Origin of the sequence: Aeromicrobium sp. (assembly GCF_036675695.1) — a bacterium.
In the GTDB taxonomy this organism is placed as follows: Bacteria; Actinomycetota; Actinomycetes; order Propionibacteriales; family Nocardioidaceae; genus Aeromicrobium.
The window spans coordinates 14098-40914 of record NZ_JAKFEL010000085.1 but is presented as its reverse complement, the minus strand read 5'-3'; the positions used below and the strand labels follow the sequence as shown (position 1 = coordinate 40914).

Below are 26817 nucleotides of genomic sequence, written 5' to 3'. Positions count from 1 at the left end.
TCGAGGGAGCCCGTTCGTGAGCACGCTGCAAGACCGACCCAACACAGCACTGGTCGTGATCGACTTCCAGGTCGGCGTCGTCGCCGAGGCGCATGACCGCGATGGGGTGGTCGGCAACATCAATTCGCAGGTCGACAAGGCCCGCTCGGAAGACGTGCCAGTCGTCTGGGTGCAGCATTCCGACGAGGACATGCCCATGGGGACTCCCGAGTGGGAGTACGTCCCCGAGCTCACGATCGGCGACACCGAACCCGTGGTCCACAAGTCCTTTGGCGACTCGTTCGAGGGCACTGACCTCGAAGATGTGCTCGCCGGGGCCGGAGTCGGGCACCTCGTCGTCGCTGGGGCACAAACCGACGCCTGCGTCCGCTCGACGATCCACGGCGCGTTCACCCGCGGCTACGACGTGACTCTGGTCGGAGACGCCCACACGACAGACGACTCGAGCAAGTGGGGCGCACCCGTTCCCGCCGAGGTCATCGCGCACACCAATCTCTATTGGCAGTTTCAAGAAGCTCCCGGTCGCAAGGCTGCCGTGACGGAGACCAAGGACGTCTCTTTCGGCTGAACCTCAGAGAGTCTGCGGTTGCACTGAACCCTCGACCAGCTTCTCGGCGACCTGCAGCAGTGTGCTGTCGTCTCTCTGAGCTGCTCGGGCCAGGACGAGGTATGCCTGCGATGGCAACAACTCGTACCGCTGCATCAAAATGCCCTGAGCCTGCCCGATCACTGACGCGCCGAGCACAGCGCTCTCTTGAACGGCAGCATCCTGCGCCGAGCTCAAAGCCACAGCGACGTGGGCGGCCAGCCCGAGCCCAGTCGTGCGGTGTTCCGACTCAAACGCATTGAGTTGGCTCGAGTAGAGATTCAGTGCGCCCAATGTGTCGTGCGTGACGAACAACTGGAAGCACAGCATGCTTCGGACGCCGAGCTCGTCGCTCGCGCGGTGCGACCAGCGGGGCCATCGCCGTTCGACTGTCAGGTCGCCACTCCACACCGTCTCCTGCTCGCGGATGGACTGGAGGCATGGTCCTTCCCCCAGCTCGTACTGCAGCTCGTCGCCGCGCCGCGCCACGAGATCGGTCGCGGCCGGAGTGTCGATCCGAGTGTTCTCGTAGACGAGCGAGACTCCTGCGTGTTCAGCCGGCTCGATGATCTGCAGAGCACCGTCCACGGCAGATTGCAGCGTCGTCGTCAGGCTGGTGGCCGCACCCATTGCTCGTACGGTTTCGGAGAGCCGCTCCCATTCATACTCATCCCTCACAGCGCCAGCCCCATCTGATCGCGCTGGCCGCTCGAGAAGGTGATCGTCGCGTTCGGGTCGAGGCCCAGCACAACTCGTCTCACGCTCGCCGAGTCACCTTCGGTCCTGCAGTCGACCACCACGAACGTCTCGGACTGCCAACGCGTGCCGAGCGCCCTTGCCCCGCGTCGTCGAAAGCGACGGAGCGCGACAAGAACGACTTGCTGAGTGGCGTCATCGGAAACCCGGAACACCTCGAGCGAGAAGGGCGAGACACCCGCGCTCGACATCTGCCGAAGGGACCGATTGGGAGTGTTGAAAAACATCAGCGTTCCGCCTGAGGCTGGAATGCCTTGCGCAATACCGAGTTGGGTCGCCGTTGGTTCGACGTGCGCATCGTTCGAAGTCGTTGCTCCACGAACTCCTTGAGACTACGCCCATTTCGCGAACCGTGCGTTGGGACGGATTGCCAGACCGTGCGACTCTTGCAGAAGGAGTCAGTACGCAACCAGCCAGGAGGTGAGCGACACGATGGACGAAGCCGACTTCCTGTCGCGCATCGCCCTCGAGCTCGACGCCGAACTCACGATGTCGTCAACGGCTGAGCTCATCGCTGAGTACGCGTGCCTGACCACGGCCGCCGATGAGTGCGGCATCCTCTATGCGATGGCACGCAACCGCTGGACAACCTCCGCGGCCACCTCTGCCCGAGTCACTGAGATCCATCAACTCCAGGTGACTCTGAACGAGGGACCCTGCGTGGACTCAATCCACAAGGAGCCGACCTACATCTGCCACGACACATCCACTGACGTGCGGTGGCCACGATGGTGCCCTGCAGTGACCGAGCTCGGCATACGAAGTGCGCTGAGCATCCGACTCGAATCGAAGAACCGGAATCTCGGAGCGCTCAACCTGTACGCGGAAGCGGTTGATGCATTCGGCCCCAAGGACATCGCCATTGCCCAGAACTTCGCGCGACATGCATCGATCGCGCTCTCATCGGCCTTCACCCAGCAGGGGTTGTCCATCGCCATCGACGCGCGGACGTTCATCGGACAGGCACAAGGAATCCTCATGGGTCGCTACGGGATCGGTGCGGAGCAAGCATTTGAGTACCTTCGCCGCCGTTCCCAACAGGAGAACGTCAAGCTCAGCGACATTGCGCACGACGTCATTGACCACCAGAGAACCAAGAACCCAGACAACGGAGACTCCTACCCATGACCGGGCTGATCGATGAGCTGGAAGACCAAGAACGACGACTCGTGTTCGACGCCTTCGATGAACACACTGCGTGGACTGTCGGGGTCGCGCTGCGCGAGGCGGGTCTCGCGGCAGGACTGCCGATCGCGATCTCGATCCGCCGCTACGGTCAGGAGCTGTTCCACGCAGCGTTGCCCGGAGCATCGGCCGACAACGATGGCTGGCTCGCTCGCAAGAGCGCCGTGGTCGACCGCTACGGGCAATCGTCGCTCCGCGTCGGTGAGACGTTCCGCGTCAGAGGCGGGTCGTTCGACACCGATTCGCGCCTGGACACCGCGACGTACGCGGCACACGGCGGCGCGTTCCCGATACTGATCCGGGGCACCGGTTGCGTAGGAACGATTGCGGTGTCAGGGCTTCCTCAGCTCGAGGACCACAAGCTGGTTGTCGAGACCCTCGAATCGATCCTCGGTCAGTCGACCGTCTGACCCGGGCAATCGTTCACGAACGACCAGCCGGCCGATTCCTTGTCGAACACTGAGTTGGCTCGAGCTCGACCGATGTTCCACTCCAGCCAGTCGTTGTCGCTCTTGCCATGGCCGGACAGGAGGGCGCACAGGACCTGGTCGTCCGGAAGCCCGGCCAGGGTCGGAAGCGCATCGTCGGAGAGAGTCTGCAGGTAGACCCAGTCGATCTTTCCGGTCGCTTCGAACCGTTCGATGTTCTGCTTGGCGACCCATGCTTCAGGGTTGACGAGCGCAAGAGCAAGCAACAAGCCGACGCCGCTGAACAGCCCGAACCGAGGTAACCAGGAAGCCTTCAGGGCGACGCCGCCGACCATCGTCGCGATGACCAGGACACCCAGCCAGCCCTCGAAGACATCGACGAGTACGCGTAGCGCCGTGAATCCGTATGCGTCCTGGTAGACGTCCATCCGGTAGAGCGCCGAGGCGACGACGACCAGGGTCAGCGCGCACAGGACCCCGAGTGAGATGCGGATCCACATCCGGTCTTCGGCGGTCTCGCGTGGAGCCTTCCGCGATGCAGCCCAGACGACAAGCAGGGTCAGCGCCGTGGCGACGGTGAGCTGGCCGAAGCCTTGGTGGACGTACTCGGCATGGGTCAGACCGGTCGTGCGCTGGAGGTAGTCGTCACCTCCGAAGATCACTGCTGCCTGAGCAACGAGGAACACCGCGAACACGGCATCGACCACGAGGACGGGTGCCAGCCACTCGAACCGGTTCGCAACGGGTTGCGCGACCGAGTTTGCATGATCGGCTTCCGGCGGGTTGAGGGCGAGATACGCGCCGGCGAGCACAACCCCACCAATGGCGATGGCCACGAACACCCGGAGAGCGAAGTCATCAGAACCGACATCGGGTACCAGTGCGCCGACCCACTCGGCGAACAGCGCGTCCGCCGACGAGAAGAGAAGAGCGAACACCGTGATCGCGATAACCGAAAGGACGATCGTACGGACGAGCGCGAGCTTGTTGCCGCGTCCCGAGATGGCACGCACCGTACGCCCGAGCCATGGCATACCGCGCAGACCGGACAGCGGCCAGGCAATCACGCTGATCACGAATGCGCGAAAGCTGCTGCCTCCGACCAGCCCGATCGCACACAAACCAGCGCCGGCCAACATGCAGAGCACGGCGATCCACTCGGCATCCCGAATGACGGTGATCGACGAGAGCGCGACGCAGAGCGCGGCGCAAGCCATCGTGAACCGATCCCGACGCTTGCGGCTCGCAGTGAACAGGACTCCCCCGGCGGCCATCAGTACGAGGAACATTGCCAGGCCAAGGTCATGGAACGGCAGCACGGTGCCGGCGAGCACGCCGACGCCGAGGGCGCCGAGCAGCACCGGGACGTTGGCCGGGACAGCCCGGTCGGGCCACAGGTCCCCGAACGTCCCGTCGGTCAGGGTCGGCGGAGGTGGCGGCGGTGCGGTCACCGTTGGTGTCGTGGTCTGAGTCATGGGTATCTCCTTGGGTGCGACTGGTGTCGGCGCAAGCGGCAGGTCTGCCCGTACGTGGGCGCCCCGCTTGTCGGGTTCGGTGAAGCGGATGGTTCCGCCGTGCAGGTCGGTGACCCAGCGCGCGATGGCCAGGCCGAGGCCCGTGCCGCCGCCGCCATCGATGTCGCTGAGCGTGCCGAATCGTTCGAAGGCTCGCTCACGATCGGCCGGGGCGACGCCTGGACCTTCGTCGGTCACATCGAGGTGCCAGAGATCATCGGTGACCCCGGCGCTGATCGTCACAGTCCCGGCCGGCGGGCTGTGCCGCGACGCGTTGTCGAGAAGGTTGGCGACGAGCTGGCGAAGCCGAGCGGCATCGCCTCGTACGACGAGGCCGGCCGGGGTGACTTCGACTTCGTAGGCGACGTCGCGTCCGCCGACGCGACTCTCCGCAGCTGCGGCCTCGAGCAACGCCGTGACATCGACGTCCTCGTACGCCAGCGGCGTCTTGCCAGCGTCGACTCGCGAGAGGTCGAGCAGGTCGGTGACCAGCGCGGTCATGCGCTCGCCCTGAGCGAGGGCCGCGCGCAGCGTCTCAGGGTCAGGCTCGGTCACACCGTCGGCGAGGTTCTCGAGCACGGCAGACAACGCGGCCAACGGTGTACGCAGCTCGTGGCTGACATTGGCGACCAGCTCGCGCCGGTGCCTGTCGACCTCGGCGAGGTCCTCGGCCATCCGGTTGAACGCCCGAGCCAGCTCGCCGACCTCGTCACGCGATGAAGCGGTGACACGTACGGAGTGATCGCCCGTCGACATACGGCTGGCGGCGTGCGTCATCTCGCGCAACGGCGAGGTCATGCCCACCGCCAGGAGCTGTGTGACGGCCAGCGCGAGAACGATCGTGATCGGAACGCTCAGGAGTACGGGGACCCCGCCAGCAGATCCGATGCTCGCGACTGTGATGGCGACGATGACACTGGCAGCAACCAGCAGCCCAAGCTTGACCTTGACCGAGCGCACCAGATCGAGCGGCCGCACACTCATGCCTCCACCCCCGTAGAGAAGGGCACGGTACGGAGGCTCCGGCATGATCCCTGCGCAAGTGATTCGCTCGCAAGCTCGCTCATGCGCTGACCTCGAACGAGTAGCCGACGCCATGCACCGTACGGACGCGGTCGGCCCCGATCTTGGCGCGCAGCGCCTTGATGTGGCTGTCGACAGTACGAGTGCCGGACGCATCCGCCCACCCCCACACCTCGTCGAGCAGCCGCTCGCGAGTGAGGACGACGCCCGGGTTCATGGCCAGACAGAGCAGGAGATCGAACTCGGTCGGCGTCAGGTGGACCTCGCCCTCGCCCACCCACACTCGCCGGGCGGCCGCGTCAACCCGCACGTCACCCAGGTCGGTGGCTCCACGCACAGCAAGCTCCGCAGCCCGATCGACCCGGCGAAGCAGTGCCGCCACTCGGGCAACGAGCTCACGCATACGGAACGGCTTCGTGAGGTAGTCGTCAGCGCCGACCGCGAGACCAACCAGGATGTCCGCTTCGTCGTCCCGGGCCGTGAGCATCAGGACGGGTACGGGTCGTACGGCCTGGATGCGACGACACACCTCATGTCCGTCAAAGCCAGGAAGCATCACGTCGAGCAGGACGAGGTCTGGATTGCTGGCGGCAAACGCCTCGACAGCGCCCGGACCGTCGTAGGCGCGAACGACGTCGTAGCCCTCGGCCACAAGCCGATCGGTGACGGCCGCATTGATGATCGGCTCATCCTCGACCAGCAGGATCCGACGCGTGGGGCTCATTCCTTCAGCGTAGGAGTCCAACCGGTCGGGAATCGGGGACGACGTGTGAAGGTTCTGTGCAGATCCGCCAGCAGTACGCCACGGCCCGAGCCTGAGTCAGGCCCGAGGAAGCGGGCGGACCAACACGTCTGCGTAAGCCGGTGGTCCGCCTCGCGCCCTGTCGGACCAAGCCGAACGACTCGTCACTGTCGCAATCAGTACGTTCGTTCAGCACTACTGAGATACCCGCGAACGGGCCGCCTAAACGAGGTGTGCCTAGGCGGTGATCGACTCCCGTACTTCGGAGGCGGACACCTGGATCTTGCGAGGCTTCGCCTTCTCGCTGATCGGGATCATCAGGGAGAGCACACCGTTCTCGTAGCTCGCCGAGATCGACTCTCTGTCGATGCCGTCACCGAGCGTGAACTGGCGGTAGTAGCTGCCGCCACGGCGTTCTTGGACGATCCACTTCGCATGCTCATGCGTTGCGTGGGTGCGCTCCGCACGGATCGTCAGCAGGTTGCCATCCAGGTCGATGTCGATCGATCCCGGGTCAACACCGGGCAGGTCGGCATTCAGGAGATACCTGTCTCCCTCACGAACCAGATCGACCGGCACGGCTCGGGCACCTGTACGGAAGGCATCCCGAAGGCGGTCGATGTCGCCGAAAGGGTCAAAGGTCATAGCGTTCATGGTCAGATCTCCTTTCACGATATTGAGTCCGGCTGACTCAATTTCACGGCAAAGTTATAGATCCGACCACGGTCCGATTTCAAGCCCAGAAATCTTAAAAAATACTGAAACCTGAGTGGTTTCACCCACCACGGGCTGAGGTCAGGAGCGGCGTCGACGCAGCAGCGCGACCGCCAGAGCGATCAACACCAGAAGAGCAATGGCGAGCCCGACGATCAGGCCGGTCGACAGCCCTCCGTCGCCGCTGTCGTCAGCCTTCTCGTTGGCCGTCTCCTTGGGTGGTGACGCGTACTCGGGAGCTCCCGCGACCTCGCCTGCCACGCCAACGTTGAGAGTCACCGGTACGTCACCGAGCTCAGCGTTGTTCTGCTCCGAAGTGGCTCGCACGCTGATGCCGCAATAGACGTCACCCACGGTCGCTGATCCCTGGAGCGCCTTGTCACTGGCTGTGCGGTTGGCGTAGACCAACTGCGGGCTCGCGACATGCAGCGTGAGCTCGTCGCCCTCATAGACGCCGTCGTCATCGTCGCCCGTGATCTCGGTGACCTCGGTACGGAACGGTCCGTAGACGCGTGCCTGGGTCGCGCGTACGTTGCGACTGGACAGGGAGCTCTCAGCCTTGCCCAGCGTCACGTCACACACGGCCTGCTGACCCCACCCGACGCCCTGGACCCGGTAGAGCAAGGTCTCGCCCGCGACGATCGAGTCGGAGTAGACACCCGGCTTCAGCAGCGGTGCGCCGGTGAAACTCACGGATCCGAGGACGGGCGTGGGTGTGCCGGTCGCTGGCGGCACGGTGACGTCGGAGTAGTCGTCGTCGGAAGCGGCCGGAGGCAGATCCGACTCGTTGACGACCTCGGGCTCGGTGCGTACGAGCAGCTCCAGCGGCTTGACGCCTTCGACCTCAGGCGGCTCGACGGAGAGCACGTACGGGCCATCGCCGCACTCAGCCTTCAGCTCGGGTGTGACCGCGATGTAGGCGGCGTAGGGCGCTTTGGTGTTGCCGACGCCCACGACCGACGCGCGGGCGTCGCCGCAGGACGTGCCGTCGGCCGACGCGACCGAGATGTTGAGCCGTTCCGATGCGGTCAGGTCGTCAGAAGTCGTGCGGGTCGAAACGCTGACGTGGAGCGTTCCCTTGCCGGCGTCGGGGATCGAGTAGTGCTCGGCGTCGCTGTCGCCGATCGTGTCGAGCCACTGCCCGTCCTCGATCTCGGCTGCGTCGGAGGCACTGGTGCCGCCCTCGACCGCCAGGCCGTTCTCGACGTAGCCTCGGGCAGCTCTCACAGAGGCCCGCTCAAGGGTCGAGTCGAGACGAGCGATGTCCTGCACGTCGTAGTAGGTGCCGCCGCCGGCCGAGGCGATGCACGTCAGCTGGTCGCGAGAGGCCCGGTCGACCTGCAGGCCCACGACGTCGACGTAGAAGTCAGTGCCCTTCTTGCGCAGGTCACGAGCGACCTTGCACGGATCGCCTCCGCAGTTCTCCTCGCCGTCGGAGACGAGCACGATGCTGCGTGGTCCCTCGTCCGGAAGGTCATCGACAGCCTGCTTCAGGGAGTAGGCGATGGGCGTGTTGCCGAGAGGCTTGAGCTTCTTGACGCCAGCGGTGAGTGCCGCCTTGTCGACGTCGTCGACGGGTACGAGGCGGGTGCTGTCCTTGCATGAACCGGCACCGTCCGCGATCTCGGAGCCGTAGACCCGCAGGCCGACCTTCGAATCGTCAGGCAGCGCCTCGATGACCCGAGTGAGGCCTTCCTTGGCAGCCTCCATGCGAGTGCGGCCGTCACCGGACGGCTCCTTCATCGAGCCCGACCCGTCGAGCACCAGGATGACGGATCCACCGCCCTGGCCGATCACGGATTCCTCCGCTGCCGACACGAGAGTCGAACCGCCCACCAGGACGGCGATGGCAAGCGGCAGCGCGATGATGGCTCGTTTTCCCCCGAACATGAAATGCAGTCTGGCACACCACCTTCTGCCGCGTTATTCGCCGACATTCGACTGGGGTACATTCGCAGGCAGTTCACACACGTCTGATGACACTCAGCGCCGGGGGCGTTGATCGGTCATCAGGATCGAACTAGGGGGAAGTATTAGTAGTCGTGTTCTGTTGGTGACCCGTCTGGGTTCCTCGTTGGGCGTGTCCGGCGTCCACGGCAACCTGTCCGTGGCCGACATTCGTCATGCCGACGCAGTCGAGTCGGCGATCACCGACATCCACCAGCTGGATCAGCGCGTCGTCCTGACGGGCTCTGTCGATGACACCGACGACCTCCACGCGATCGCCTCCAGAGCCAAGATCCGGGTGCCCGGCCTGCGTACGGCCGTCGAACCGCTGGCCGGCAATCCTCTTGCCCTCGCGGTGATCTCGTCCCTGGCCGATGACAGCGGCGGCAACGCTGCCTGGCTGCACGCGACCCTTGACGACCTGCGCAATCGCGCCTGGTCCGCGACCTGGCTGACCAAGCTGTCGCAGCTGACCCAACCCAATCCCTCGATGTGGCAGCACTTGCGCTCGTGGGCGCCGGGTGCTGCCTTCCTGGCCGAACAAGTACCGACCCCGACGGTGCGGCTCGCATCCAAAGCGCCGCTGACGGTGTCGTCTCCGCGTCCGGGGACCGCACTCCTGCACTCACCTTCAGACTCGTGGGTCGTAGAAGCCGTACGCACCACTCTTGGCTCGAGCTCGGCGAGCGCCATCTCTCCCGTACGCGATCTCGTCGACACCTATGGCACGAGCAACGCCGTCGAGTTCGTCGCGATCCCCGAAGACTTCGGCGACCACGCAACGGCCCGAGCCCGCCATTCCGTTGAGTGCAACGCATGTGGTGCCCAGCATGCCCGGGCGAGCTGTCCCTATTGCCACATGACCACCCGCACGTTCCAAGGAGTACCTCAGTGAATCCCCGACAGCGGCGAGGCGCCATCCTGATGATGCTTGCCGGCATCTGCGCCATTGCGCTCTTCTTCATCTCGATCAGCTGGGTCGGATCGGTCAACGCCAAGGTCTCGCCCTTGGTCAAGACCTACCAGGCCAAGTCAGAGATTCCGGCCTACTCGGTGATCGAGGAGGACGACATCGAAGCCGTCGAGATTCCCAAGCGGTGGGCGTCCACCAGCGCGACGACCGACATCGAGTCGCTCATCGGTGAGCGGGTGGCGTTCAACGTCGGCGAGGGCACCTACCTGAGCGACGACATGCTCCTTCCTCGCTCCTCGCTGAACGAGGACGAACGTGAGATTGCGCTGACCGTCGACGCCAAGACCGGCATCGCGGGGCGAGTGCAGACCGGCGACTTCGTCGACGTGTACGCAGTCTTCACCAACGAGGACGGCAACAACGGCACTTCGCAGGTGCTCGTCCGCAACGTCCGCGTGGTGTCGGTCCGCGGCATAGAGACGGAGACCGCCAAGAGCGGCGACTCCTTCGCGGAAGAGCAGATCGTGCCGGTCACCCTTGCGTTGCAGCCCAAAGCCGCACTTGCCGTCACCTACGCCGATGCCTTCGCCGCCTCGGTCCGCCTCGTCGGCCTTCCGCCGGGCGTCTCGAGCAAGAACCGCTCGGGGGAGCCTGAGCTGGTCCGCCGTGGCGACCTCGACGAGCTGGAGGACGGCTCATGAGCGTGCCCGTCGTCATCGTCGCTCCAGACCAGACCACCGGCATGGAGCTGCGATCGCAGGTGGACGAGGTCGACGACTTCATCGTCGTCGACGTGGTCGACACGACCACGCGCCTGCACGACACGATCCTCGACCGCCAGCCAGACATTGTCCTGATCCACGAGTCCGTCGGTCCGCTGCCCACTCCCCAGGCCGTCCGGGACATGCAGGCACGGCACCCTGACATCGCTGCCATCGTCCTCACGGACAGGTTCTCGCCCGAGGTCTTCACCGCCGCCATGGACGCCGGCGCCCGAGGCGTGCTCCAGTACCCCACGTCACACGACGACCTCCAGCAGCGCCTGCCCGCCGCAGCCGAGTGGGTGCGCCAAATGCGCCGTCACCTGTCCTCCGGTGGCGGAGACGACGAGCTCGGTGCTCGTGGGCGCATGATCGCCGTGGCCGGCTCCAAAGGTGGCGTCGGCACCACGACCATCGCCGTACACCTCGGCCACGACGCCGTGACCCGCGTGCCCGGCCGCAGCGTGTGCGTCGTCGACCTCGATCTCGATGGTGGCGACGTCGGCGACTTCCTCGGCATCGAGCACCGGCTCGACATCTCCGACCTCGCGAAAGTTGCCGACGACCTCTCAGCGCAGACCGTTGAGTCCGCAGTGCATCGCAGCCCCTCCGGTCTCGCGGCAGTCCTTGCGCCGAGCCGGGTCGAGGACATCGGCGAGGTCAGCGAGCGCGAGACGCTGCTTCTGCTGGCCGCACTGCGCCGACACTTCGATCTCGTGATCGCCGACTGCGGTTCCTCCATCAACCCGGCCACCGCGGCCGCGGTCGAGACCGCCGACGACGTCATCCTGGTCACTACACCTGACCTCCTCGCCCTGCGCGGGGCTCACCGCGCTGTCGAGTCCTGGCGGCGCATCGGTGCACGCGAGCTCGACGCGGTCAAGATCCTGGTCAACCGCGCGAGCCGTGACAGCGACATCCAGCACGACACCGCCTCGCGCCTCCTTCCCAAGGATCCGCTCGGCACCGTGCTGCCTGAATCGATGAAGGTCCTGCAACGCGGACTCAACCTCCAGAACCCAAGTGAGATCCGGTCCCCCACATGGTGGTCCCTGATCCAGGGCCTCGCCGGCACGCTCAACACCGTTCCCGACGGCAAGGCCGCATCCACCAAGCAGCCGACGCGTTCGAGCCTGCGACGCCGCAAGACCAGGTCCGCCAAGTCGACCGAGGCCGCCGAGCCGGTGAACGAAGCCGGCCAGTCGACCATCGAGTTCATCGGCGCGCTCGTGCCGATCGGCCTGTTCATCCTGCTGTTGTGGCAGGTCGGCCTGTGGGGCGTCACCGCTGCCTACACCAGCCATGCCGCGAACACAGCGGGCCGCGAGGCGTCTCTGGGCCGTAGCGCCGCCGAGGTCTCCGCCGAAGCCAAGGAGTCCGTTGCACCGTGGTTCCGCGATCTGATCGACGTCGACCTCGAAACGAACACCGTCGTCGTACGCGGACACCTCCCCATCCTCGTGCCGGGCATGGCAACCGGCGTCACGATCAGCTCATCGGCACCGATCCTCGACGAGTCGGAGTGATGATGCGCAGACGCAACCGCGAGGACGGAACCTCCACGATCGAGATCATCGGCATCACCCCTCTCGTCGTGCTGGTCCTGCTGATCCTTGCCCAGACCGCCCTGGCGCTCTACGCCACGACATCGGCACAGACCGGCGTGCGCAACGCAGCGCGTGCCTGGTCGCAGGAACCGGGCATGTCCCCCGGCGAGGTGCGCGCAGTCATCAACGACACCGTTCCGTCCTGGCTGCGAGCCGATGCCGAGGACGTGTCCCTCCACGGACCAGGCCACGGGGTCACCGCGAGGTTCGAGATCCCCAACATCATCCCGTTCACCGATCTCGACATCACCCGCCGGACCGTGATGCCATGAAAGAGCGCGCAACCTTCTCCGCCACCTCGATCCGCACCACCGACGGGGAGCCGAATGCTGAGCTCTCCGCCGTAGCGGAGGAGACCGACGACGCCCTGGTCGCGGACTTCCGCGAACGGTTGCTGAGCGAGATCGACCTGCCCGAGCTCTCGAAGCTCGAGCTGCCGCAGCGCCGGGCGCGCCTCGAGCGGGTCATGACCCACCTGGTTGCCTCGCACGGTCCGCTGCTGTCGAGCCGCGAACGCACCGGCCTGATCCGACGGGTCGTCGCCGAGGCGCTCGGGCTCGGCGTCCTCGAGCCGCTCCTCGCCGACGATGCGATCACCGAGATCATGGTCAACGGTCCCGACCAGATCTACGTCGAGCGCCTCGGCCGCATCGAGCAGGCAAAGGAACGCTTCGTCAGCACCGAGCAGCTGCTCCAGACGATCGACCGCATCGTCTCGACCGTCAATCGTCGCGTCGACGAGTCAAGCCCCATGGTCGACGCTCGCCTGCGTACGGGCGAACGCGTCAATGTCATCCTTCCACCGTTGGCACTTGACGGACCCGTTGTCACGATCCGCAAGTTCCCGCGCCCGTTCACGATGGAACAGCTCGTCAGCGCAGGCACTCTCAACTCCCAGACGGCGCACATCCTCGCTGCCGCCGTGCGGGCCAAGCTCAACATCATCGTCTCGGGCGGCACCGGCTCGGGCAAGACGACCCTGCTCAACTCGCTGTCGTCCTACATCCCCGAGCGTGAGCGCATCGTCACGATCGAGGATGCCGCCGAGCTGTCTCTGCAGCAGACCCACGTCATCCGACTCGAGTCACGACCCGCCAACGTCGAGGGCAAGGGCCTGGTGTCGATCCGTGACCTGGTCCGCAACAGCCTCCGCATGCGTCCCGATCGCATCGTCGTCGGAGAGGTCCGCGGCGGCGAGACCATGGACATGTTGTCGGCGATGAACACCGGCCACGAGGGATCCCTCACCACGATCCACGCCAACAGCCCCGAAGAAGCGTTGAGCCGGGCCGAGACATTGGCCAGCATGAGCGACCTCGACCTTCCGTTCGCCGCAGTGCGGGAGCAGGTCAACAACGCGATCGACCTGATCGTGCAGCTCGAACGCGGTCCCGACGGATCTCGACGTGTCACGGACGTCGCCCTGGTCTCATCCAAGGGGCGCGCCGAGTACGAGTTCGAACGCATCACCACGTTCGAAGCCGAGCCCATCGGTGCTGACCGCATCGTGCGCGGTCGCCACGTGACACACACGCTGCCGGCGCACTTCGTCCGTCGACTGGAGCTCGCCGGCCAACCCGTCACCCCACCGCAGTCCGACGACAACAGGGTCTGAACATGACCCTGACCCTTTTCGCCGCGTTCGCCACGCTGACCCTCGCTCTGCTCGCGCTCTATCAGTTCTGGGTCAACCTCGGCGAGCAGAGCCTCTACGTGCGAGCCGTGCAGGGCGATCGCAACGTCGACGACCGCGACCTGACCCGGACCAGGCTCGATCGCTTCGTGGTCAACTCTCGATGGGGCGACGGCGTGCAGTCGACCATCAGCCTCCTCGGGTGGTCGATTCGCCCCAGCACCTTCGCGCTGCTGGTCATAGCGTTCTGTCTGGCCATTGGTGTCGTGATCGGCTTCCTCTTCTCCTGGCTGCTTCTTCCGGTCGGCTTCTGGGTCGGCGCCCTGCTCGTCCGCAACCGGGTGCGTACCTTGCGTGAGAAGCGCAAGGAAGACTTCATCGCTCAGATGCCGGAGCTGGCCCGGGTGCTTTCGAACGCCTCCTCGGCGGGCCTCTCGATCCGAACCGCCCTTGCCATGGCAGCCGAGGAGCTCGAGGAGCCCGCCCGCAGCGAGCTGCGCACCGTGACGGGCCAGATCAACATTGGCGTCCCGCTCGAGCGAGCGATGGCCAACATGGAACAGCGGCTGCCTTCGCGCGAGCTGGCCATCCTGGTCAGCTCGCTTGTCGTGAGCTCCCGCTCCGGCGGCGCACTGGTGACCGCCCTGCGAGACATCGCCGAGGCGCTCGACACGCGCAAGGAGGTGCGCCGCGAGATCCGCACGACGTACGCCCAGACGGTTGCCACGGCCTACGCCGTGCTCAGCTTCGGACTCGTCGCCCTGCTGCTCCTGGAGAGCCTCAACGCCGGCACGGTCGATGCCATGCTGCGCAACCCGGTCGGACAGGCAACGCTGATCGCCTCCGCGGCCATCTACGCCGGAGGCATCTGGATCGTCCGCAAGATGACCCGGGTGGAGGCGTGATGGCTCTGCTGTTCGGCGTCGCGGTCCTCGCCACCTTCGCCGTCTTCGTCTTCGGTCTGCGCATGGCTCGTGCCGACGCACTGGAGGGGTGGGACGTCGCTGACATCGCCCTGCTCCGCGATGAGGCCAAGCGCAAGCGTCGGGTCGGCATCCTCGAGCGCATCGCCCGCCGTACGGCTCCACAGCTGGCAGTGATCCTCGGCCCTCGGGCGATCGCCAACCTGCGGCGCCGCATCGACCTCGCGGGTCGCCCCGACGGCATGACGGTCGACACGTTCCTCCAGCTGCTCGTGAAGTACATCGTGGTCCTCGGCGGGGCCGGCATCTGGATGCTGCTGCTCGGCAAGGTCGTCTACGCCCTGCTGATGGTCGTGGCCGGATGCGTCATGCCGTTCTCGCGCCTTGCCGGAGCCCGCCGCCGTCGTCAGGAGCAGATCGACACCGATCTTCCAGACTTCCTCGACGTCCTCGCAGTCACGGTGGGCGCCGGCATCGGGTTCAGGTCAGCGCTCGAACGGGTGAGCTCCCGCTTCACCGGGGCCCTGCGCGACGAGCTGACGCTGACGCTCCACCAGCTCGACGTCGGCGTCCCCCGCCGGCAGGCGTTCACCCAGCTCCGCGACCGGTGTGAGACCGACGCGATGTCGTCATTCGTCTCGGCGCTGCTGCAGGCTGAGGAGCTCGGCGCACCTCTCGGCGAGACCCTCACGAGCATCGCCCGCGACAGTCGTCGCGAGGCAGCGCAGGCCGCACGACAGCGCGCAGCGCGCATGAATCCGCGGGTCACGCTCGTCGTGTCGGTCATCCTCGTGCCGCCCACGCTGATGCTTATCGGCGTCGGGATGTTCCTCGGCTCCGACATCGACTTCGGAAGCCTGCTCAATGGTTGACGGCACATTGGTGACCCAGGTCGTTCGCTACGCGTTCGTCATTCGCCTGACGTCCCTGCTGTTCGTGCTGCTCGATCCAGATGCCGTCGCGACCTCACTGGTCGGCTACCTTGCCGTGCTGTTCATCACCGCCACGAGCGCCCTCGGGCTGTATGCAACCGATCGACTCACCGCCTCGGTGGCGGCGCACCCGTTCCTGATCGTCGTCGACGTGCTCGTTGCGGGGCTCATCGGCGCCTCGATCGGCACGCAGAGCCCGATCGTCCTCTACTCGATGAGCACGGCCGTGCTCATCGGGATCCTGCTTCGTCGGCGCTACATCGTCCTGATCTTGACGATCCTGGTCGGCCTGTACGTGCTGACGACGGTCGCCCAGGTCGACGCTCCCTCGTTGATGACGATCACGCTGGCACCCGTCTCGTACATCACGATCTGCGCTCTCGCCTCACTCACCCGCACGATCCACGACGCGGCGATGATCGACCAGGCCCACGCCCGGCGCTCCTCTGAGGACGCCGCACGCGAGCGCGAACGATCAAGGCTGGCCCGCGAGATGCACGACTCGGTCGCCAAGTCCCTTCACGGGATCGGTCTCGCCGCAGCGTCCCTGCCGATGTGGGCCGCGAACAAGCCGGAGGAGCTCGGTGAGCGAGCACGAGAGCTGCAGCATGCGGCCGAATCGGCCTCGCGCGACGCTCGAGCGATCCTGGTTGACCTGCGCGCTGATCCATCCGCGACATCTGTGTCAGAGCAGGTGCGCGTGATGGCGGAGGACCTGTCCATGGGCGGGGTCCGCACCACGCTGAGCCTCACCGACCCGGCCACCCTCGGCGCGGAGGCCAAGCGAGAGCTGGTCGAGATCATCGCCGAGTCGCTCGAGAACGTACGCCGTCACAGCCGAGCCACCCAGGTCGAGGTCACGGTGGCCGAGACGGACGGCTCGCTCCAGGTCAGCGTCAACGACAACGGAGTCGGCTTCGACCCGAGCCAGACCCCTCGTGACCACTTCGGTCTCGTCGGCATCCGCGAACGAGCCGAGGCGGTTGGCGCGACGTGCGAGATCGTCAGCTCCCCCGGCAGCGGCACCCAGATCACCGTCGAACTCCCTCTCACACCATCGGAGCAACCATGACCGAGCCGATTCGCGTGCTGATCATCGACGACAACCCCGTCGTGCGGCTCGGGCTACGCAACCTCCTCGACGCCCACGACACGATCACGGTCGTCGGCGAGGCTGACAACGGTGACGACGGCGTACGCATGAACAGCCAGCTGTCGCCCGATGTCGTGCTGTGCGACGTACGCATGCCGGGCCTCGACGGGGTCGGCGCCGCAGCCCAGATGGCCCCCACGACCAGCGTCGTGATGCTGACCTACACCGATGACCTCGACACGATCCGCAGCACAATCGCTTCCGGTGCGAAGGGCTATCTCGTGCACGGGGCGCACCAGCCCGACGAGATCGTGGCTGCCGTCGTCACCGCAGCGAGTGGGTCGTCCGTCCTCGGTCCTGCGGCCTCCCTCGCACTGCTCTCCGGCACAGCGGCAAGCGCGCCTGCCGTCGACCACGGGACCTGGGGTCTGACCTCGCGGGAGGGCGAGATCATGGCTCTGGTGGCCAAGGGACTGAGCAACCGCGACATCGCCAAGGCATGCTTCCTGGCCGAGAAGACGGTCAAGAACCACATCAACAACATCTTCCCGAAGCTCGGCGTGGTCACCCGCGCCGAGGCGATCAGCCTGTGGCTGGGAGCGACGGGGTCCCAGAACACGACCTGAAAAGTCAGGCCCTGACTAGGCCCGCGGGCCCATGCAACCCGCGACCCGGGCCTCCTACCTTCAAGGAGTCGGGCAACGCCGACAGGCACCAGACAACAAGCCCGGCGCCACAGCTTCAGCCAAACCACAAGGAGAACATCATGCAGAACATCGCCACCAAGCTCCTGGCCATGACACTGGCCATGGTCCACACGCCCAAGGAAGACGAGCGCGGACAGGGCACCATCGAGTACCTCGGTGCCATCATCGTCGCCGTCGTCATCATCCTCGCAACGATCGACGCCGTCGGAAACCTCGGTATCGGCGAGGCCATCGGCGACCAGGTCCAGAACGTCATCAACGCCGGCGGCTGATGACTTCTCGATTCCACCACCGAGGGGAGAGCGGCGCCGCCGCTCTCCTCCTGGTGGTGTCTGGCGTCACTGTCGGTCTGATGGTGCTTCTCCTGTGGGCGCTGCCCCTCGCCGGGGCATCCTCACAGCAGGCCAAGACCCAGTCGGCAGCCGACGCTGCCGCGCTTGCCGGAGCCGACGCCGTGGTGGGTGGCATCGCCGACAACCTCAAAGGGCTCGGTTCATGGAATGGCTCCTGGGCCGGCCTTGCCAGCCTCAATGGCGCCGACCGCGCCGCAGCGTACGCCGACGAGAACGGCGCCACCCTCATCGCCTACAACGGTCCGTCAGCTTCCAACGACTGGCAGGTCGACGCACGTGTACGCCGCACCGTCGACGGGACCGAATACGAGTCGAGCGCCTCCGCGAAGCTGAGGCTTCCGTCATGCTCGATCGAGGACGATGAAGAAGAGACGCCCCCGCCGGACGACGATGAAAACGAAGAGGAAGACACTCCCCCGGACTCCAAGCTCCGCTGCAACGGCATGCCGGCCTTCACGATCATCGGGGGTGACCTCGACCTGTCGCTGGGATGGGCCGCCTTCGTCGATGCACTGCTGGGCGGATCGCACGCCCGACTGACTCGATGACGCAATCACTCGGCGGTGAGCTGAACCCCGGGACGTACGCCCCACCGTTCGAGCACGCCTGCCTCAGCCTCCAACACCGAGTGGCAGCGGAGCTTGACGGCGGAGAACCGTCTCGGAGGCATTGTCTGCACGTGCAGCACTCGCCCATGGCGGTCGATCAGCGCGACGTCGATCGTGAACCGCATGCCCATCGTGTGCACATGGCGGCACGGTCGCAGCCAGATCGCCCCGTCGATCCCGTCTCGCCCCAGCAGACCTTTGCGCCGCGACTGATAGGTGTCTGCCACCTCGACGTCGCCCACCGGGCGACCGGACACCACGAGAACCCCCACATGCCGATGCTAGGACATGGCGCCCGACGGTTCGGGCCCCGAAATGGGTCTTCAGGCCCAAGCGTCCAGCAACCCGGGCGCCCTACGTTCGACGAGCACCACAGCACTCACACTCCATCTCACCGCCAGGATGTCCCATGAAGCTCCGCCAGCACCCTCGCCGACTCCTCGTCGCGCTCGTGGTCCCCCTCGTCCTGCTCACCGCATGCGGCGGAAGCGAGGGCATACCGGACGACCAGGAGTTGCAGCCGGCCTCCGCTCCGAGCGGCTGGGACACCAGCACACTCGACCTGCTCAGCCTTGCTGCCCCACCAGAGTGGACCAAGGACGCATCGACGTCTCCTGAGAAGGGCACGACGGTCACCGCCTGGCGCACTGCGCCGGTCGACGGTCAGTCCTCAGCCGGTATGGAGGTCCGCGAGATCACCAAGCCCGACCACGACGCCGAAACTGCTGCTGAGGCACTGGCCGTCAACGCCATGGCCACGATGCAGGGCGGCAAGCCCGACACCGAGCAGATTGTCTGGCCGACCGCGAAGGACGCCTGGACGTTCTCGAACGAGATCGTGGCCGGTCTCGACTCAGGCAACGAGCAGACCTACGTCAGCACCACCTTCGTCGCGGACCTCGACGACGGCACCCAGGTGCAAGTGCTCGTGTTCACCAAGAAGGGCGATGCCGACGATCTCGGCGCGCAGCTGCTCGGCACCATCAAGCTGATGACGGCGGACGCGTGATGACGACCCGACGCCACGACGAACGAGGCCAGGGAAGTCTTGAGCACCTCGGTGCGATCATCACCGCCGTCGCCATCATCCTGGCCCTGCTCACGACGGTCGCTGTCGCCAACCCACAGATCGGTGAGTCGATCTCCTACCAGGTCTGCAAAGTCGTGCAGGCCGCCGGCGGTGGAGAGTGCACGCCGCCCAACCCGCCGCGCTCGGCCGAGGACCGCATCCCGACCAGTCCGTGCATGGTCGATGGCGACACCAGCAACATCTCCGGCCAGCTGTCGGTCGTCGTCACGGTCAAGAAGGGCTGGGTCTACATCACCGAGGAGCTGTCCGACGGCACGTTCCGAGTGACCCGCATCCGTGAAGACTCCATCGGCATCGGCTTCGGTCCCGGCTTCGACGCCAGCGTCACGATCGACGGCAAGAAGTACGGCATCGTCGGGAACATCTCGGCAGATGCGCTGCTCGCCGCACACCAAGGCGCCACCTGGTATGCCGATTCGGAGTCCGAAGCCAACCAGATCATCGAGGACAGCCTCAAGGAAGAAGTCGTCGACACGACAGTGGGCAGCACGCCAATCGTCGGTGGTCTGATCAGCGGTGTCGTCAAGAACGTCACCGGCGAGCCACCGACGCCCGACGAGGAATTCATCGAGGCTGGCGGCGAGGTGAGTGCAGAAGCCGCAGTGTCGAACGTGCTGTTCCAAGGACAGGGCAACGTCGCTGCCGAGGGCTACGCGGGGTTCAAGACGACGCCGGATGGCTACACGGTCTACATCAAGGGTGAGGCGGACGCCTCGATCTCGATGGGCGGCATCTGGGGCCCTTCTGAGGACCCAGCAGCAGGCGCGGAGTTCGTCTACGAGGCGCACTACGACAAGAACTGGGAGCCGACTGGCCTCACCATGACGACGGCCACCTACGCCGACGAGAGCACATACGACGAGGACGACACTCGCGTCGTCACAGAGCACGTCTTCCACGTGCCCGTCACCGACGATCGCACCCGTGAGCTGTTCGACGATGCACTGATCAACCCGCTCGCGTTCTTCGATGTCAGCGATGAGGCCAAGCGAAGCGGCTCGTACGCCAAGAACACCTACGAGGTGAACGAGAACCAGTATGGAGGGACTCTCGACGGCAAGCTGCTCGGCGAGTACGGCGGAGGTATCGAGGGTGGCAACACCACCAAGGACCTCACCGATGCCGAGTACTGGGATGGCGAAGGCTTCTCCGACAGGCCGGACTGCGATGTCTGACCTCGCCAAGGTCGGCCTGTCGTTCTTCGGGATCTCCGGCATCGTCGCCCTCGTGTTCTTCGCAGTCGCGTGGATCCGGGGGCGGATGATGCGCGGCTGGGTCGCCACGACCGGCGTCGTGGTCGACCGCCGTACAGGTCTCGCCAACGGCGGAATGCCGGCGATCTATCCAACATTCCAATGGCAGGACGCGGACGGAACCACCCATCAGCGGACCTCGTCGATGAAGCAGTCGTTCGGCCCGTCGCCGGGGCGTACGGTCTCAGTTCTGTACGACCCGTCCAACCCGTCACGCGCCATCATCAACACCTATGCCCAGAGCGGCCGGATCTTCTGGACGCTGGGGTTCATCGCACTCATCCTCGGGACGGTCGTCGGCGGGTTCCTCCTGCTCGGCGCTGCTCGCATGAACTGAAAGGCATTCATGAGGCCATTTGTCGTTCTCGGATCCGCTGTCACCGTCGCCTTCCTCGGACTGATCGCAGCAATCGTCGGCGGTGTCGTCGCCAGCAACCAGATCGCGGTGACCCCCGGTGTCATCACTCGCGGCATCCTGGTCGCCGTGGCAATCGGCATCACCGGGCTGATCTGGACGCTTCGCCTACGGCCGACGGATCGCTCCGAGTCACTTGTCGCTGGTCTCTCGCTCGGGTGGTTCCTCGACTTCGCCAACTGGTCGGGCAACGGCGGCATCGGCCAACTGTTCAGCGACTCCGGCGTCGCGGCGGCGATGATCGACCTGATCCTGTGGGTCGGCCTGGCGATCGGCGTGGTGGCACTGCTCTCGTCGTCTCGCGACCGCTTGGCCCGTACGTCCTGAACTCAGGACCCACACGAGCCCGGCTCTCGAAAGAACAGGTCAGGTCTTCCAGGCGGCCGCAGTGCGGGGCAGGATGAACAGCCCTTCAGCGGTCGCGGTGACACCGTCGCCGTCGGACAGTTCGCCGGTCACCGTCACCTTGCGCCCTTCGACCCTGTCGACTCTCGCCTCAATCCGCAGCGCCCCAAGTGGGGTTCCCCGCAGATAGGCCACTGCGAGATTCGCGGTCATGCCGGGCACGCCAGCTGCGATTGCCGCCTCGCCAAGAACCTGGTCGAACAGCAACGAGACCACACCTCCGTGGACCAGACCCGGCGGCCCCTCATACGGTGCACCGAGAACGAATTCAGACCAGGCGGAGCGCTCCTCACGCGACGTCTCGACCTGGAGCGGTGGAGCAAACGCGTTGCGCAATCCCACGACCGCGTTCCCGTGGTTGCGGATCGCGCCAGCGCCGGTGAAGCGGACCCCGAAGCCGCCGGGCAATTCACGGGCACGCAGGCGCTGTGCGAGTCCGTTCAACTGCTCAGTCACGCTGAGAATCTCGTCGCGCGGGACCAGGGTACGGATGGTCGCATCCACGAGTTCTCGCACTGCTGTGGTCAAGGGTTCGAAAAGTGCGCGCTCAGCCTCGACCTCAGCGGGATCGAGATCCTCACGAACTACTGCCATCGTCATCGCACAAGTAGAACACGTTCCACCCGCGACGACAGGCGTCACCTGACGCATCCGCAGGTCGGAGTTCGGCTGAACTACGAAATCCCGATCGGTATGAATGCCCCCTCCGTCCCCACCGATTCAGTGGCCGAGGGCTACCGTCTGGGAGGAGGGATCAACCATTCCCGAGCGCCGGAGGAGGTCCAAACGTGGACAGTCAAGAGGTGATCGCACAGCACGAGCGGGCCGGGCGTGCGTTCTCAGCGGCCGGGGTTCGTAGCTTCGCACTCGATGCCGGCTCCGGAGAACCCGTCGTCTGCATGCACGGCGTACCCGCATCGGCTTTCCTGTACCGCAAGCTTGTCCCTGAGCTCGCCGAACGCGGGCTCCGCGGGATCGCGTTCGACCTGCCCGGGCTGGGACTCGCCGAGCGACCTGACGCCTTCAACTACACCTGGAGCGGCCTCGGCGAGTTCGCGCTCGCCGCTGTCGACTCGCTCGGGCTGGACCGATTCCATCTCGTGGTTCACGACATCGGGGGGCCGATCGGCTTCGAGCTCGCGTCCAGGATCCCGCAGCGAGTCGCGTCGCTGACGATTCTCAACACGCTGGTCGAGGTCGACACCTTCAGGCGTCCGTGGACCATGCAGCCGTTCGCGGTCCGCGGTGTCGGTCCGGCGTACCTGAAACTCCTCAGCAAGCCGATGTTTCGGGCGCTCATGCGCCTGCAGGGCATCGCCAACACCACGGCAGTCACGCGTGCGGAGCTCGACGCCTGGGTCGACCTACTCAAACGCGAAGATGGTGGGACAGCGTTCCTCAAGATCATGCGCGGGTTTGAGCTCACCCGTGAGAAGCGCGACCTTTACGTCGGCGTCCTCGGAAGTGCCCCGTTCCCAATCCAGGTGATCTGGGGAGATCGCGACCCCGCGCTCACCATCGCGAAGCATGGCGAAGCGGTCCGCCTCGCCACAGGTGTTCAAGAGATCATCCGGCTGCCAGGCAAGCACTTCCTCCAGGAAGACTGCGCACCCGAGCTCGCTGACCACATCGCCCGCTTCATCGCCCTCTGAGCGACCCCCAACGATCATCTCGACGCAGAATCGGTGGAACCAGAGTCCGGGCGCCGCCGGTAGGCAACGACGATCGTCATCGCCGCGATCACAACCGTCAGGGCGACCCAGCTCAGCAGGTAGGGACGGTCGAGCACCGTGAAGTTGTCGGGCTTGCCGCCCTGGCCAGAAAGCACGTTGAAGAAGGCCAGAGTCAGCGTGCCCCAGATCAGGAACGCGATGCCGACGGCAGCCCTGAAGTGGCCCGGCAGGAACCGTGCTGCAAGTACTCCGAGCGCGATCGTGACCGGCGCAAGGATCGCGTCGTGGACGATCACCCCGCCGGCGAGAAACGTGCCGGTTGAGATGAGCTGCGTCGAGGTGAAGCCGCGCATGAGCAACAGTCCCCACAGTCCCGAGCAGACACCGAGGGTCAACAGCACGGCGCGCATCACCCTCATGACCTGACCTCCAGCCGTCGGACCCATTTCGTCTGCAGTACGCCCGGACGGTTCGGCGCGATGATGCGGCAGGGAAAGCCATGGTCGAGTGAGAGCGTCTCTCCGTTGAGCTCCAGCGCCAGCAGAGTCCGATGATCCCCGACAAAGTCGGCTGGCAGGCTCGAGGTGCGGAAAGCCCCGATCGTCTGCATCGACGAGATCTCGACAACCGAGTCTGGATCTCCGCCGGCAAGCTCGATGAGGTCGCGAACCGATACGCCGGTCCACAGGGCGCTGCGGCTCCAGCCCTCGACGCAGGCAATCGGCAGCCGATGGGTGCGCTGCGGCAAGGCCGAGAGCTGATCGCGGGTGAACGTCGTAGTCAGGCCGGCAACGGTGACCTCCAGAGTGAACGCCGGATCAAGAGCAGCATTGCCAACTCCGGCTGCCTTGGCCGTACGGTTGATCGGCAATCCCTGTGGACCTTCGCCATCACGTACGCCGAACACAGAGATCTTGCGCAGGAATGGCACAGTCTGTCCGGCGGTCAGCAGCACCGCGAGACCTGAGGCAGCGCTCACGCCCAGCAACACCGAGCGTCTGGTCGGCCCGTGCTCGTCGGTGGACATTCCCTGCTCAAGCGGCGCGCCGAGAGCGTCACGTATGACCGGCAGCTTCACGGCAATGTGTACGAGCAGCGCGCCGATCGCGATCCAGGCCACGGCCTCGTGGGTGCGACGAAAGCTGAACTCCCACGGGTACCACTGCACGATGTTGAGCGCGCCGCTGAGGAGCTGGAAGATGCTCGCAGCCACCAGCACACCGATCGACATCTTCTCGACGGCGTCGATCAGGTTCTTCGGCAGGATGAAAAGACGCGGGTAGACCGACCAGAGCTTGACCAGCAGCAGTGGGATCGCAGCTATCCCGGAGATGACATGCAATCCCTGCGTGACGCGATAGAGCTGTGCCGGGTCAGGACCGATCGGCAGCCACCCTGGCGACGCGTACTGATAGTGGCTCCAAACACCTGTCAGGAAGCAAATGCCGAACGTGATGCCGAGCGCCACGCCGACGCGGGCGGTCAGCTCGGTGCCGCGGGCTCGGCTGGTGAAATCCTCCGGCGTGGGAAGCCTCTTCTCGATGTCTTCGACGGTGGGGAGCCTCATGCTGCGACCTTCGTCAGCGTCGCGGCGTGCCGCCCGCCGATGCTCTGCGAGCTGACGACCGTCATCCCCGCGTTGGCGGCCACGGCCCCGATCGCGTCAAGACCCACGACGGCCCAGTCAAAGAACGACGAGAGTCTTCCGTCCACCCTGAGGCGTCGACGATCACGTACGAATCCAGTGCCGTGGTCCGCAACCTCGGCGATCACCACTCCTCCCGGCGCCAACAGCTGCGACAGACGCCACAGCAGCCGTACGGGATCCCCTCCGATCCCCAGATTGCCATCGGCCAGCAGCGCGTACGACCAGCGGCCCTCACCTGGCAACGCACCGAACACATCGCGGCGCAACGCCAGAGCACCGCGGCTCCGGGTCTGCCTGACCGCTTCGGTCGAGACGTCGATTCCCATCGCCAGGACCTTCCGTGCAGCCAGCTCCGCGACGAGGCGACCCGGCCCGCAGCCGATGTCGATCGTGGCTTGGTTGCACGGGTTGATGAACAGCGCACAATCCGCCTGATCGGGGGCTGCCGACCACTGATCGACAGCGAACGGCTGGGACTCACCCCCGTGGTCGACGACGTGCGCCACCTTGCCTGCGAATGCCTCGTCGTACGCGCTCACCGCCTCGAACACCAGGGTCATGCGGCGACCTCGACGTTCCGTACGGCGTGAGCCAGCCGCGAGGTGCGGCTCTCCTTCGCGATCGCCAGCGCGTCGTCCCAGGTGTCCATGTCGCGCACCACCCGCAGGCGTACGACCTCGCCGCCGAGAGCGTCCTCGGTCTGGGTTCCGGTGTCACCCTGCGACATCGCGACCCGCTTCAAACCGTGTGCCTCAGCGGAGTCTGCCAGCCCGAGCAGCCACCAACCCCCATCAGCGGCAGGCCCGATGACGGGGAATCCGGAGCGTAGGGCGTCGCCAGCGGCGAGGTAGTCGCTGACCCCGAGCTGCGGGGTGTCCATCCCCACCTGCACGACCCCACGGCCGACGTCAGCATCAACGTGCGCGTGTGCGAGCCGTTCGCCGAGGCTGCCTCCGCGTTGGCTGATGACCCGGCACCCGGCGAGCGCCGAGGCGATCTGATCCGCCCTCGCGGCCTGACCCAGGTCACCTGTCATTGCCACGACTACCGGCCATCCGACCTCAATTGCCGTCGTCAGGGTGTCCAGCAGAGCTGCCGCCGCGAGATCGGCAGCCGCGGCGTTGCCGATGGTGGCGGCGATGCGCGTCTTGGCGAGGCCCGGGACGGGCGCTTTGGCGACGATCAGCAGAGTCGGCTCGCTCATCGCAGCACCTTGGCGAAATCCTGCACCACACGAGCCGTACCCCGCACCGATCCGGAGACTTTGGACTTCGTACCAGCGGCTCGACGGTCGTAGGCCACGTCGAACTCACGGACTGTCCACCCGGCACGGGACGCCCTCAGCATGAGCTCGAGTGGATAGCCGAATCGGCGATCCTCGACGGCCAGCGCCAGCAGATCTTCGCGACGACACACCCGCATGGGTGCCAGGTCGTGGATGGGGAATTCCGAACGACGCCGAATCCAGGTGGCAAGGAGCTGCGTCCCCAACCTGGCGTGCCACGGCCAAACACCGCGTCCGATCGGACGACGTCGGCCCACAGCCATCGTCACCTCCCCCGATTGCACGAGTTCAAGCATGGGCACCAGATCGGTCAACCGCATCGACGCGTCACCGTCGATCACCGCCACGAACTCCGCCTCGGCGGCCAACACTCCGGCATGAACGGCCGCCCCATAGCCCGGCTGCGCTTCGTCGACGACCGACGCACCCAACGAGCGAGCGACGTCCGCCGTGCCATCTCTCGAACCGTTGTCCACGACGATGGCCCGCCAGCCCGGTGGCACCTCGGCGAGCACGAACGGTAGAGCGGCGGCTTCGTCGCGACACGGAATCACCACATCGCAGCTGCTCGGATCCATGGTTCGACGCTATGCAAGCCAACGCACGACCACCACATCTATGGG

The 26817-nt window shown here is 65.7% G+C and carries 32 protein-coding genes; 19 read left to right on the top strand and 13 right to left on the bottom strand.

All coding sequences use genetic code 11. The annotated features are described in order from the left end of the window. The coding region (locus tag V6M39_RS05660; protein WP_332642773.1) for an isochorismatase family protein at positions 1–568 on the top strand (568 nt) is incomplete at its 5' end. Between the two features lie 3 nt (positions 569–571). Here the strand turns inward: V6M39_RS05660 and V6M39_RS05655 are convergent. Both V6M39_RS05655 and V6M39_RS05650 read right to left on the bottom strand, forming a co-directional pair. After that, positions 572–1264 (bottom strand): GAF and ANTAR domain-containing protein, encoded by a 693-nt coding sequence (locus V6M39_RS05655; RefSeq protein WP_332642772.1) that lies wholly within the window; start codon positions 1262–1264, stop codon positions 572–574. Beyond that, entirely contained in the window at positions 1261–1569 is a 309-nt protein-coding gene (locus tag V6M39_RS05650) for a hypothetical protein (protein WP_332642771.1), read from the bottom strand. The genes V6M39_RS05655 and V6M39_RS05650 overlap by 4 nt, the downstream gene beginning before the upstream one ends. Positions 1570–1762: 193 nt before the next feature. Here V6M39_RS05650 and V6M39_RS05645 point away from each other — a divergent pair, with 193 nt between their 5' ends. Further along, on the top strand, positions 1763–2470 hold the full coding sequence (locus V6M39_RS05645) for a GAF and ANTAR domain-containing protein (protein ID WP_332642770.1): 708 nt from the start codon (positions 1763–1765) through the stop codon (positions 2468–2470). Then, entirely contained in the window at positions 2467–2937 is a 471-nt protein-coding gene (locus V6M39_RS05640; RefSeq protein ID WP_332642769.1) for a heme-degrading domain-containing protein, read from the top strand. Before V6M39_RS05645 ends, V6M39_RS05640 begins: the two co-directional genes overlap by 4 nt. Here the strand turns inward: V6M39_RS05640 and V6M39_RS05635 are convergent. The 4 genes from V6M39_RS05635 to V6M39_RS05620 form a co-directional block, all read right to left on the bottom strand. Further along, on the bottom strand, positions 2922–5453 hold the full coding sequence (locus V6M39_RS05635; protein WP_332642768.1) for a DUF4153 domain-containing protein: 2532 nt from the start codon (positions 5451–5453) through the stop codon (positions 2922–2924). The genes V6M39_RS05640 and V6M39_RS05635 overlap by 16 nt on opposite strands. A gap of 79 nt (positions 5454–5532) precedes the next feature. Next, complete coding sequence (locus tag V6M39_RS05630; RefSeq protein ID WP_332642767.1) at positions 5533–6216, bottom strand: response regulator transcription factor; 684 nt, start codon at positions 6214–6216, stop codon at positions 5533–5535. A gap of 255 nt (positions 6217–6471) precedes the next feature. After that, positions 6472–6879 (bottom strand): Hsp20/alpha crystallin family protein, encoded by a 408-nt coding sequence (locus V6M39_RS05625; RefSeq protein ID WP_332642766.1) that lies wholly within the window; start codon positions 6877–6879, stop codon positions 6472–6474. A 150-nt stretch (positions 6880–7029) separates the two neighbouring features. Next, entirely contained in the window at positions 7030–8838 is a 1809-nt protein-coding gene (locus V6M39_RS05620) for a vWA domain-containing protein (RefSeq protein ID WP_332642764.1), read from the bottom strand. A gap of 163 nt (positions 8839–9001) precedes the next feature. On the opposite strand from V6M39_RS05620, the gene V6M39_RS05615 reads away from it, so the two are divergent. The 11 genes from V6M39_RS05615 to V6M39_RS05565 all read left to right on the top strand — a co-directional run bounded on the left by V6M39_RS05615 (position 9002) and on the right by V6M39_RS05565 (position 18365). After that, positions 9002–9790 (top strand): hypothetical protein, encoded by a 789-nt coding sequence (locus V6M39_RS05615; protein WP_332642763.1) that lies wholly within the window; start codon positions 9002–9004, stop codon positions 9788–9790. Then, positions 9787–10509 carry a Flp pilus assembly protein CpaB gene (gene cpaB / locus V6M39_RS05610; RefSeq protein WP_332642762.1) on the top strand — a complete coding sequence of 241 codons (723 nt, stop codon included), beginning with the start codon at positions 9787–9789 and terminating at the stop codon, positions 10507–10509. The genes V6M39_RS05615 and cpaB overlap by 4 nt, the downstream gene beginning before the upstream one ends. Then, positions 10506–12095 (top strand): AAA family ATPase, encoded by a 1590-nt coding sequence (locus tag V6M39_RS05605; protein ID WP_332642761.1) that lies wholly within the window; start codon positions 10506–10508, stop codon positions 12093–12095. The genes cpaB and V6M39_RS05605 overlap by 4 nt, the downstream gene beginning before the upstream one ends. Positions 12096–12097: 2 nt before the next feature. Then, a complete protein-coding gene (locus V6M39_RS05600) occupies positions 12098–12448 on the top strand; it encodes a TadE/TadG family type IV pilus assembly protein (protein WP_332642760.1) in 351 nt (116 codons plus the stop codon). Next, positions 12445–13791 carry a CpaF family protein gene (locus V6M39_RS05595; RefSeq protein WP_332642759.1) on the top strand — a complete coding sequence of 449 codons (1347 nt, stop codon included), beginning with the start codon at positions 12445–12447 and terminating at the stop codon, positions 13789–13791. Before V6M39_RS05600 ends, V6M39_RS05595 begins: the two co-directional genes overlap by 4 nt. Before the next feature lie 2 nt (positions 13792–13793). Next, the gene (locus tag V6M39_RS05590) at positions 13794–14714 is read left to right on the top strand and encodes a type II secretion system F family protein (protein ID WP_332642758.1); all 921 of its coding nucleotides are present in this window, start codon (positions 13794–13796) and stop codon (positions 14712–14714) included. Continuing rightward, a complete protein-coding gene (locus V6M39_RS05585) occupies positions 14714–15604 on the top strand; it encodes a type II secretion system F family protein (protein WP_332642756.1) in 891 nt (296 codons plus the stop codon). The genes V6M39_RS05590 and V6M39_RS05585 overlap by 1 nt, the downstream gene beginning before the upstream one ends. Beyond that, positions 15597–16736 carry a sensor histidine kinase gene (locus tag V6M39_RS05580; protein ID WP_332642754.1) on the top strand — a complete coding sequence of 380 codons (1140 nt, stop codon included), beginning with the start codon at positions 15597–15599 and terminating at the stop codon, positions 16734–16736. The genes V6M39_RS05585 and V6M39_RS05580 overlap by 8 nt, the downstream gene beginning before the upstream one ends. Then, entirely contained in the window at positions 16733–17383 is a 651-nt protein-coding gene (locus V6M39_RS05575; RefSeq protein WP_332642753.1) for a response regulator transcription factor, read from the top strand. The genes V6M39_RS05580 and V6M39_RS05575 overlap by 4 nt, the downstream gene beginning before the upstream one ends. Before the next feature lie 140 nt (positions 17384–17523). Further along, positions 17524–17736, top strand: coding sequence for a hypothetical protein (locus tag V6M39_RS05570; protein ID WP_332642752.1), 213 nt, complete (start codon positions 17524–17526; stop codon positions 17734–17736). Then, positions 17736–18365, top strand: coding sequence for a hypothetical protein (locus tag V6M39_RS05565; protein WP_332642751.1), 630 nt, complete (start codon positions 17736–17738; stop codon positions 18363–18365). Before V6M39_RS05570 ends, V6M39_RS05565 begins: the two co-directional genes overlap by 1 nt. A 5-nt stretch (positions 18366–18370) precedes the next feature. On the opposite strand, the gene V6M39_RS05560 is transcribed toward V6M39_RS05565, so the two are convergent. Then, complete coding sequence (locus V6M39_RS05560; protein WP_332642750.1) at positions 18371–18697, bottom strand: DUF192 domain-containing protein; 327 nt, start codon at positions 18695–18697, stop codon at positions 18371–18373. Positions 18698–18834: 137 nt separating this feature from the next. Between V6M39_RS05560 and V6M39_RS05555 the strand changes: the two genes are divergently transcribed. The 4 genes from V6M39_RS05555 to V6M39_RS05540 are packed head-to-tail and all read left to right on the top strand — an operon-like array spanning position 18835 to position 21510. Further along, a complete protein-coding gene (locus V6M39_RS05555) occupies positions 18835–19434 on the top strand; it encodes a hypothetical protein (protein WP_332642749.1) in 600 nt (199 codons plus the stop codon). After that, the gene (locus V6M39_RS05550) at positions 19434–20690 is read left to right on the top strand and encodes a hypothetical protein (RefSeq protein WP_332642748.1); all 1257 of its coding nucleotides are present in this window, start codon (positions 19434–19436) and stop codon (positions 20688–20690) included. The genes V6M39_RS05555 and V6M39_RS05550 overlap by 1 nt, the downstream gene beginning before the upstream one ends. Next, entirely contained in the window at positions 20683–21105 is a 423-nt protein-coding gene (locus V6M39_RS05545; protein ID WP_332642747.1) for a DUF3592 domain-containing protein, read from the top strand. The genes V6M39_RS05550 and V6M39_RS05545 overlap by 8 nt, the downstream gene beginning before the upstream one ends. Positions 21106–21114: 9 nt before the next feature. Continuing rightward, positions 21115–21510: a hypothetical protein gene (locus V6M39_RS05540; RefSeq protein ID WP_332642746.1), complete on the top strand. Its 396-nt coding sequence runs from the start codon at positions 21115–21117 to the stop codon at positions 21508–21510. 39 nt (positions 21511–21549) lie between these two features. Here the strand turns inward: V6M39_RS05540 and V6M39_RS05535 are convergent, their stop codons facing one another. Further along, complete coding sequence (locus V6M39_RS05535; RefSeq protein WP_332642745.1) at positions 21550–22188, bottom strand: PaaI family thioesterase; 639 nt, start codon at positions 22186–22188, stop codon at positions 21550–21552. A 188-nt stretch (positions 22189–22376) separates the two neighbouring features. Between V6M39_RS05535 and V6M39_RS05530 the strand changes: the two genes are divergently transcribed. Beyond that, on the top strand, positions 22377–23240 hold the full coding sequence (locus V6M39_RS05530) for an alpha/beta fold hydrolase (protein WP_332642744.1): 864 nt from the start codon (positions 22377–22379) through the stop codon (positions 23238–23240). A gap of 14 nt (positions 23241–23254) precedes the next feature. Here V6M39_RS05530 and V6M39_RS05525 read toward each other — a convergent pair whose 3' ends face one another. From V6M39_RS05525 to V6M39_RS05505, 5 genes are read right to left on the bottom strand one after another with little or no spacing between them, the layout of a single operon-like run. Beyond that, a complete protein-coding gene (locus tag V6M39_RS05525) occupies positions 23255–23680 on the bottom strand; it encodes a hypothetical protein (RefSeq protein WP_332642743.1) in 426 nt (141 codons plus the stop codon). Next, a complete protein-coding gene (locus tag V6M39_RS05520) occupies positions 23677–24828 on the bottom strand; it encodes a molybdopterin-dependent oxidoreductase (protein ID WP_332642742.1) in 1152 nt (383 codons plus the stop codon). Before V6M39_RS05520 ends, V6M39_RS05525 begins: the two co-directional genes overlap by 4 nt. After that, positions 24825–25469 carry a class I SAM-dependent methyltransferase gene (locus tag V6M39_RS05515; RefSeq protein ID WP_332642741.1) on the bottom strand — a complete coding sequence of 215 codons (645 nt, stop codon included), beginning with the start codon at positions 25467–25469 and terminating at the stop codon, positions 24825–24827. Before V6M39_RS05515 ends, V6M39_RS05520 begins: the two co-directional genes overlap by 4 nt. Beyond that, entirely contained in the window at positions 25466–26113 is a 648-nt protein-coding gene (locus tag V6M39_RS05510) for a TIGR04282 family arsenosugar biosynthesis glycosyltransferase (RefSeq protein WP_332642740.1), read from the bottom strand. The genes V6M39_RS05515 and V6M39_RS05510 overlap by 4 nt, the downstream gene beginning before the upstream one ends. Beyond that, the gene (locus V6M39_RS05505) at positions 26110–26772 is read right to left on the bottom strand and encodes a glycosyltransferase family 2 protein (protein WP_332642739.1); all 663 of its coding nucleotides are present in this window, start codon (positions 26770–26772) and stop codon (positions 26110–26112) included. The genes V6M39_RS05510 and V6M39_RS05505 overlap by 4 nt, the downstream gene beginning before the upstream one ends. Between the last annotated feature and the right edge of the window lie 45 nt (positions 26773–26817).

Coding starts and splice junctions, on each gene's coding strand:
- V6M39_RS05535 (WP_332642745.1), bottom strand. CDS start 22,188: ATGACGATGGCAGTAGTTCGTGAGGATCTCGATCCCGCTGAGGTCGAG.
- V6M39_RS05605 (WP_332642761.1), top strand. CDS start 10,506: ATGAGCGTGCCCGTCGTCATCGTCGCTCCAGACCAGACCACCGGCATG.
- V6M39_RS05650 (WP_332642771.1), bottom strand. CDS start 1,569: ATGTTTTTCAACACTCCCAATCGGTCCCTTCGGCAGATGTCGAGCGCG.
- V6M39_RS05550 (WP_332642748.1), top strand. CDS start 19,434: ATGACGACCCGACGCCACGACGAACGAGGCCAGGGAAGTCTTGAGCAC.
- V6M39_RS05570 (WP_332642752.1), top strand. CDS start 17,524: ATGCAGAACATCGCCACCAAGCTCCTGGCCATGACACTGGCCATGGTC.
- V6M39_RS05505 (WP_332642739.1), bottom strand. CDS start 26,772: ATGGATCCGAGCAGCTGCGATGTGGTGATTCCGTGTCGCGACGAAGCC.
- V6M39_RS05525 (WP_332642743.1), bottom strand. CDS start 23,680: ATGAGGGTGATGCGCGCCGTGCTGTTGACCCTCGGTGTCTGCTCGGGA.
- V6M39_RS05545 (WP_332642747.1), top strand. CDS start 20,683: ATGTCTGACCTCGCCAAGGTCGGCCTGTCGTTCTTCGGGATCTCCGGC.
- V6M39_RS05575 (WP_332642753.1), top strand. CDS start 16,733: ATGACCGAGCCGATTCGCGTGCTGATCATCGACGACAACCCCGTCGTG.
- V6M39_RS05555 (WP_332642749.1), top strand. CDS start 18,835: ATGAAGCTCCGCCAGCACCCTCGCCGACTCCTCGTCGCGCTCGTGGTC.
- V6M39_RS05515 (WP_332642741.1), bottom strand. CDS start 25,469: ATGACCCTGGTGTTCGAGGCGGTGAGCGCGTACGACGAGGCATTCGCA.
- V6M39_RS05580 (WP_332642754.1), top strand. CDS start 15,597: ATGGTTGACGGCACATTGGTGACCCAGGTCGTTCGCTACGCGTTCGTC.
- V6M39_RS05600 (WP_332642760.1), top strand. CDS start 12,098: ATGCGCAGACGCAACCGCGAGGACGGAACCTCCACGATCGAGATCATC.
- V6M39_RS05590 (WP_332642758.1), top strand. CDS start 13,794: ATGACCCTGACCCTTTTCGCCGCGTTCGCCACGCTGACCCTCGCTCTG.
- V6M39_RS05520 (WP_332642742.1), bottom strand. CDS start 24,828: ATGAGGCTCCCCACCGTCGAAGACATCGAGAAGAGGCTTCCCACGCCG.
- V6M39_RS05510 (WP_332642740.1), bottom strand. CDS start 26,113: ATGAGCGAGCCGACTCTGCTGATCGTCGCCAAAGCGCCCGTCCCGGGC.
- V6M39_RS05625 (WP_332642766.1), bottom strand. CDS start 6,879: ATGACCTTTGACCCTTTCGGCGACATCGACCGCCTTCGGGATGCCTTC.
- V6M39_RS05635 (WP_332642768.1), bottom strand. CDS start 5,453: ATGAGTGTGCGGCCGCTCGATCTGGTGCGCTCGGTCAAGGTCAAGCTT.
- V6M39_RS05585 (WP_332642756.1), top strand. CDS start 14,714: ATGGCTCTGCTGTTCGGCGTCGCGGTCCTCGCCACCTTCGCCGTCTTC.
- V6M39_RS05595 (WP_332642759.1), top strand. CDS start 12,445: ATGAAAGAGCGCGCAACCTTCTCCGCCACCTCGATCCGCACCACCGAC.
- V6M39_RS05620 (WP_332642764.1), bottom strand. CDS start 8,838: ATGTTCGGGGGAAAACGAGCCATCATCGCGCTGCCGCTTGCCATCGCC.
- V6M39_RS05565 (WP_332642751.1), top strand. CDS start 17,736: ATGACTTCTCGATTCCACCACCGAGGGGAGAGCGGCGCCGCCGCTCTC.
- V6M39_RS05640 (WP_332642769.1), top strand. CDS start 2,467: ATGACCGGGCTGATCGATGAGCTGGAAGACCAAGAACGACGACTCGTG.
- V6M39_RS05630 (WP_332642767.1), bottom strand. CDS start 6,216: ATGAGCCCCACGCGTCGGATCCTGCTGGTCGAGGATGAGCCGATCATC.
- V6M39_RS05540 (WP_332642746.1), top strand. CDS start 21,115: ATGAGGCCATTTGTCGTTCTCGGATCCGCTGTCACCGTCGCCTTCCTC.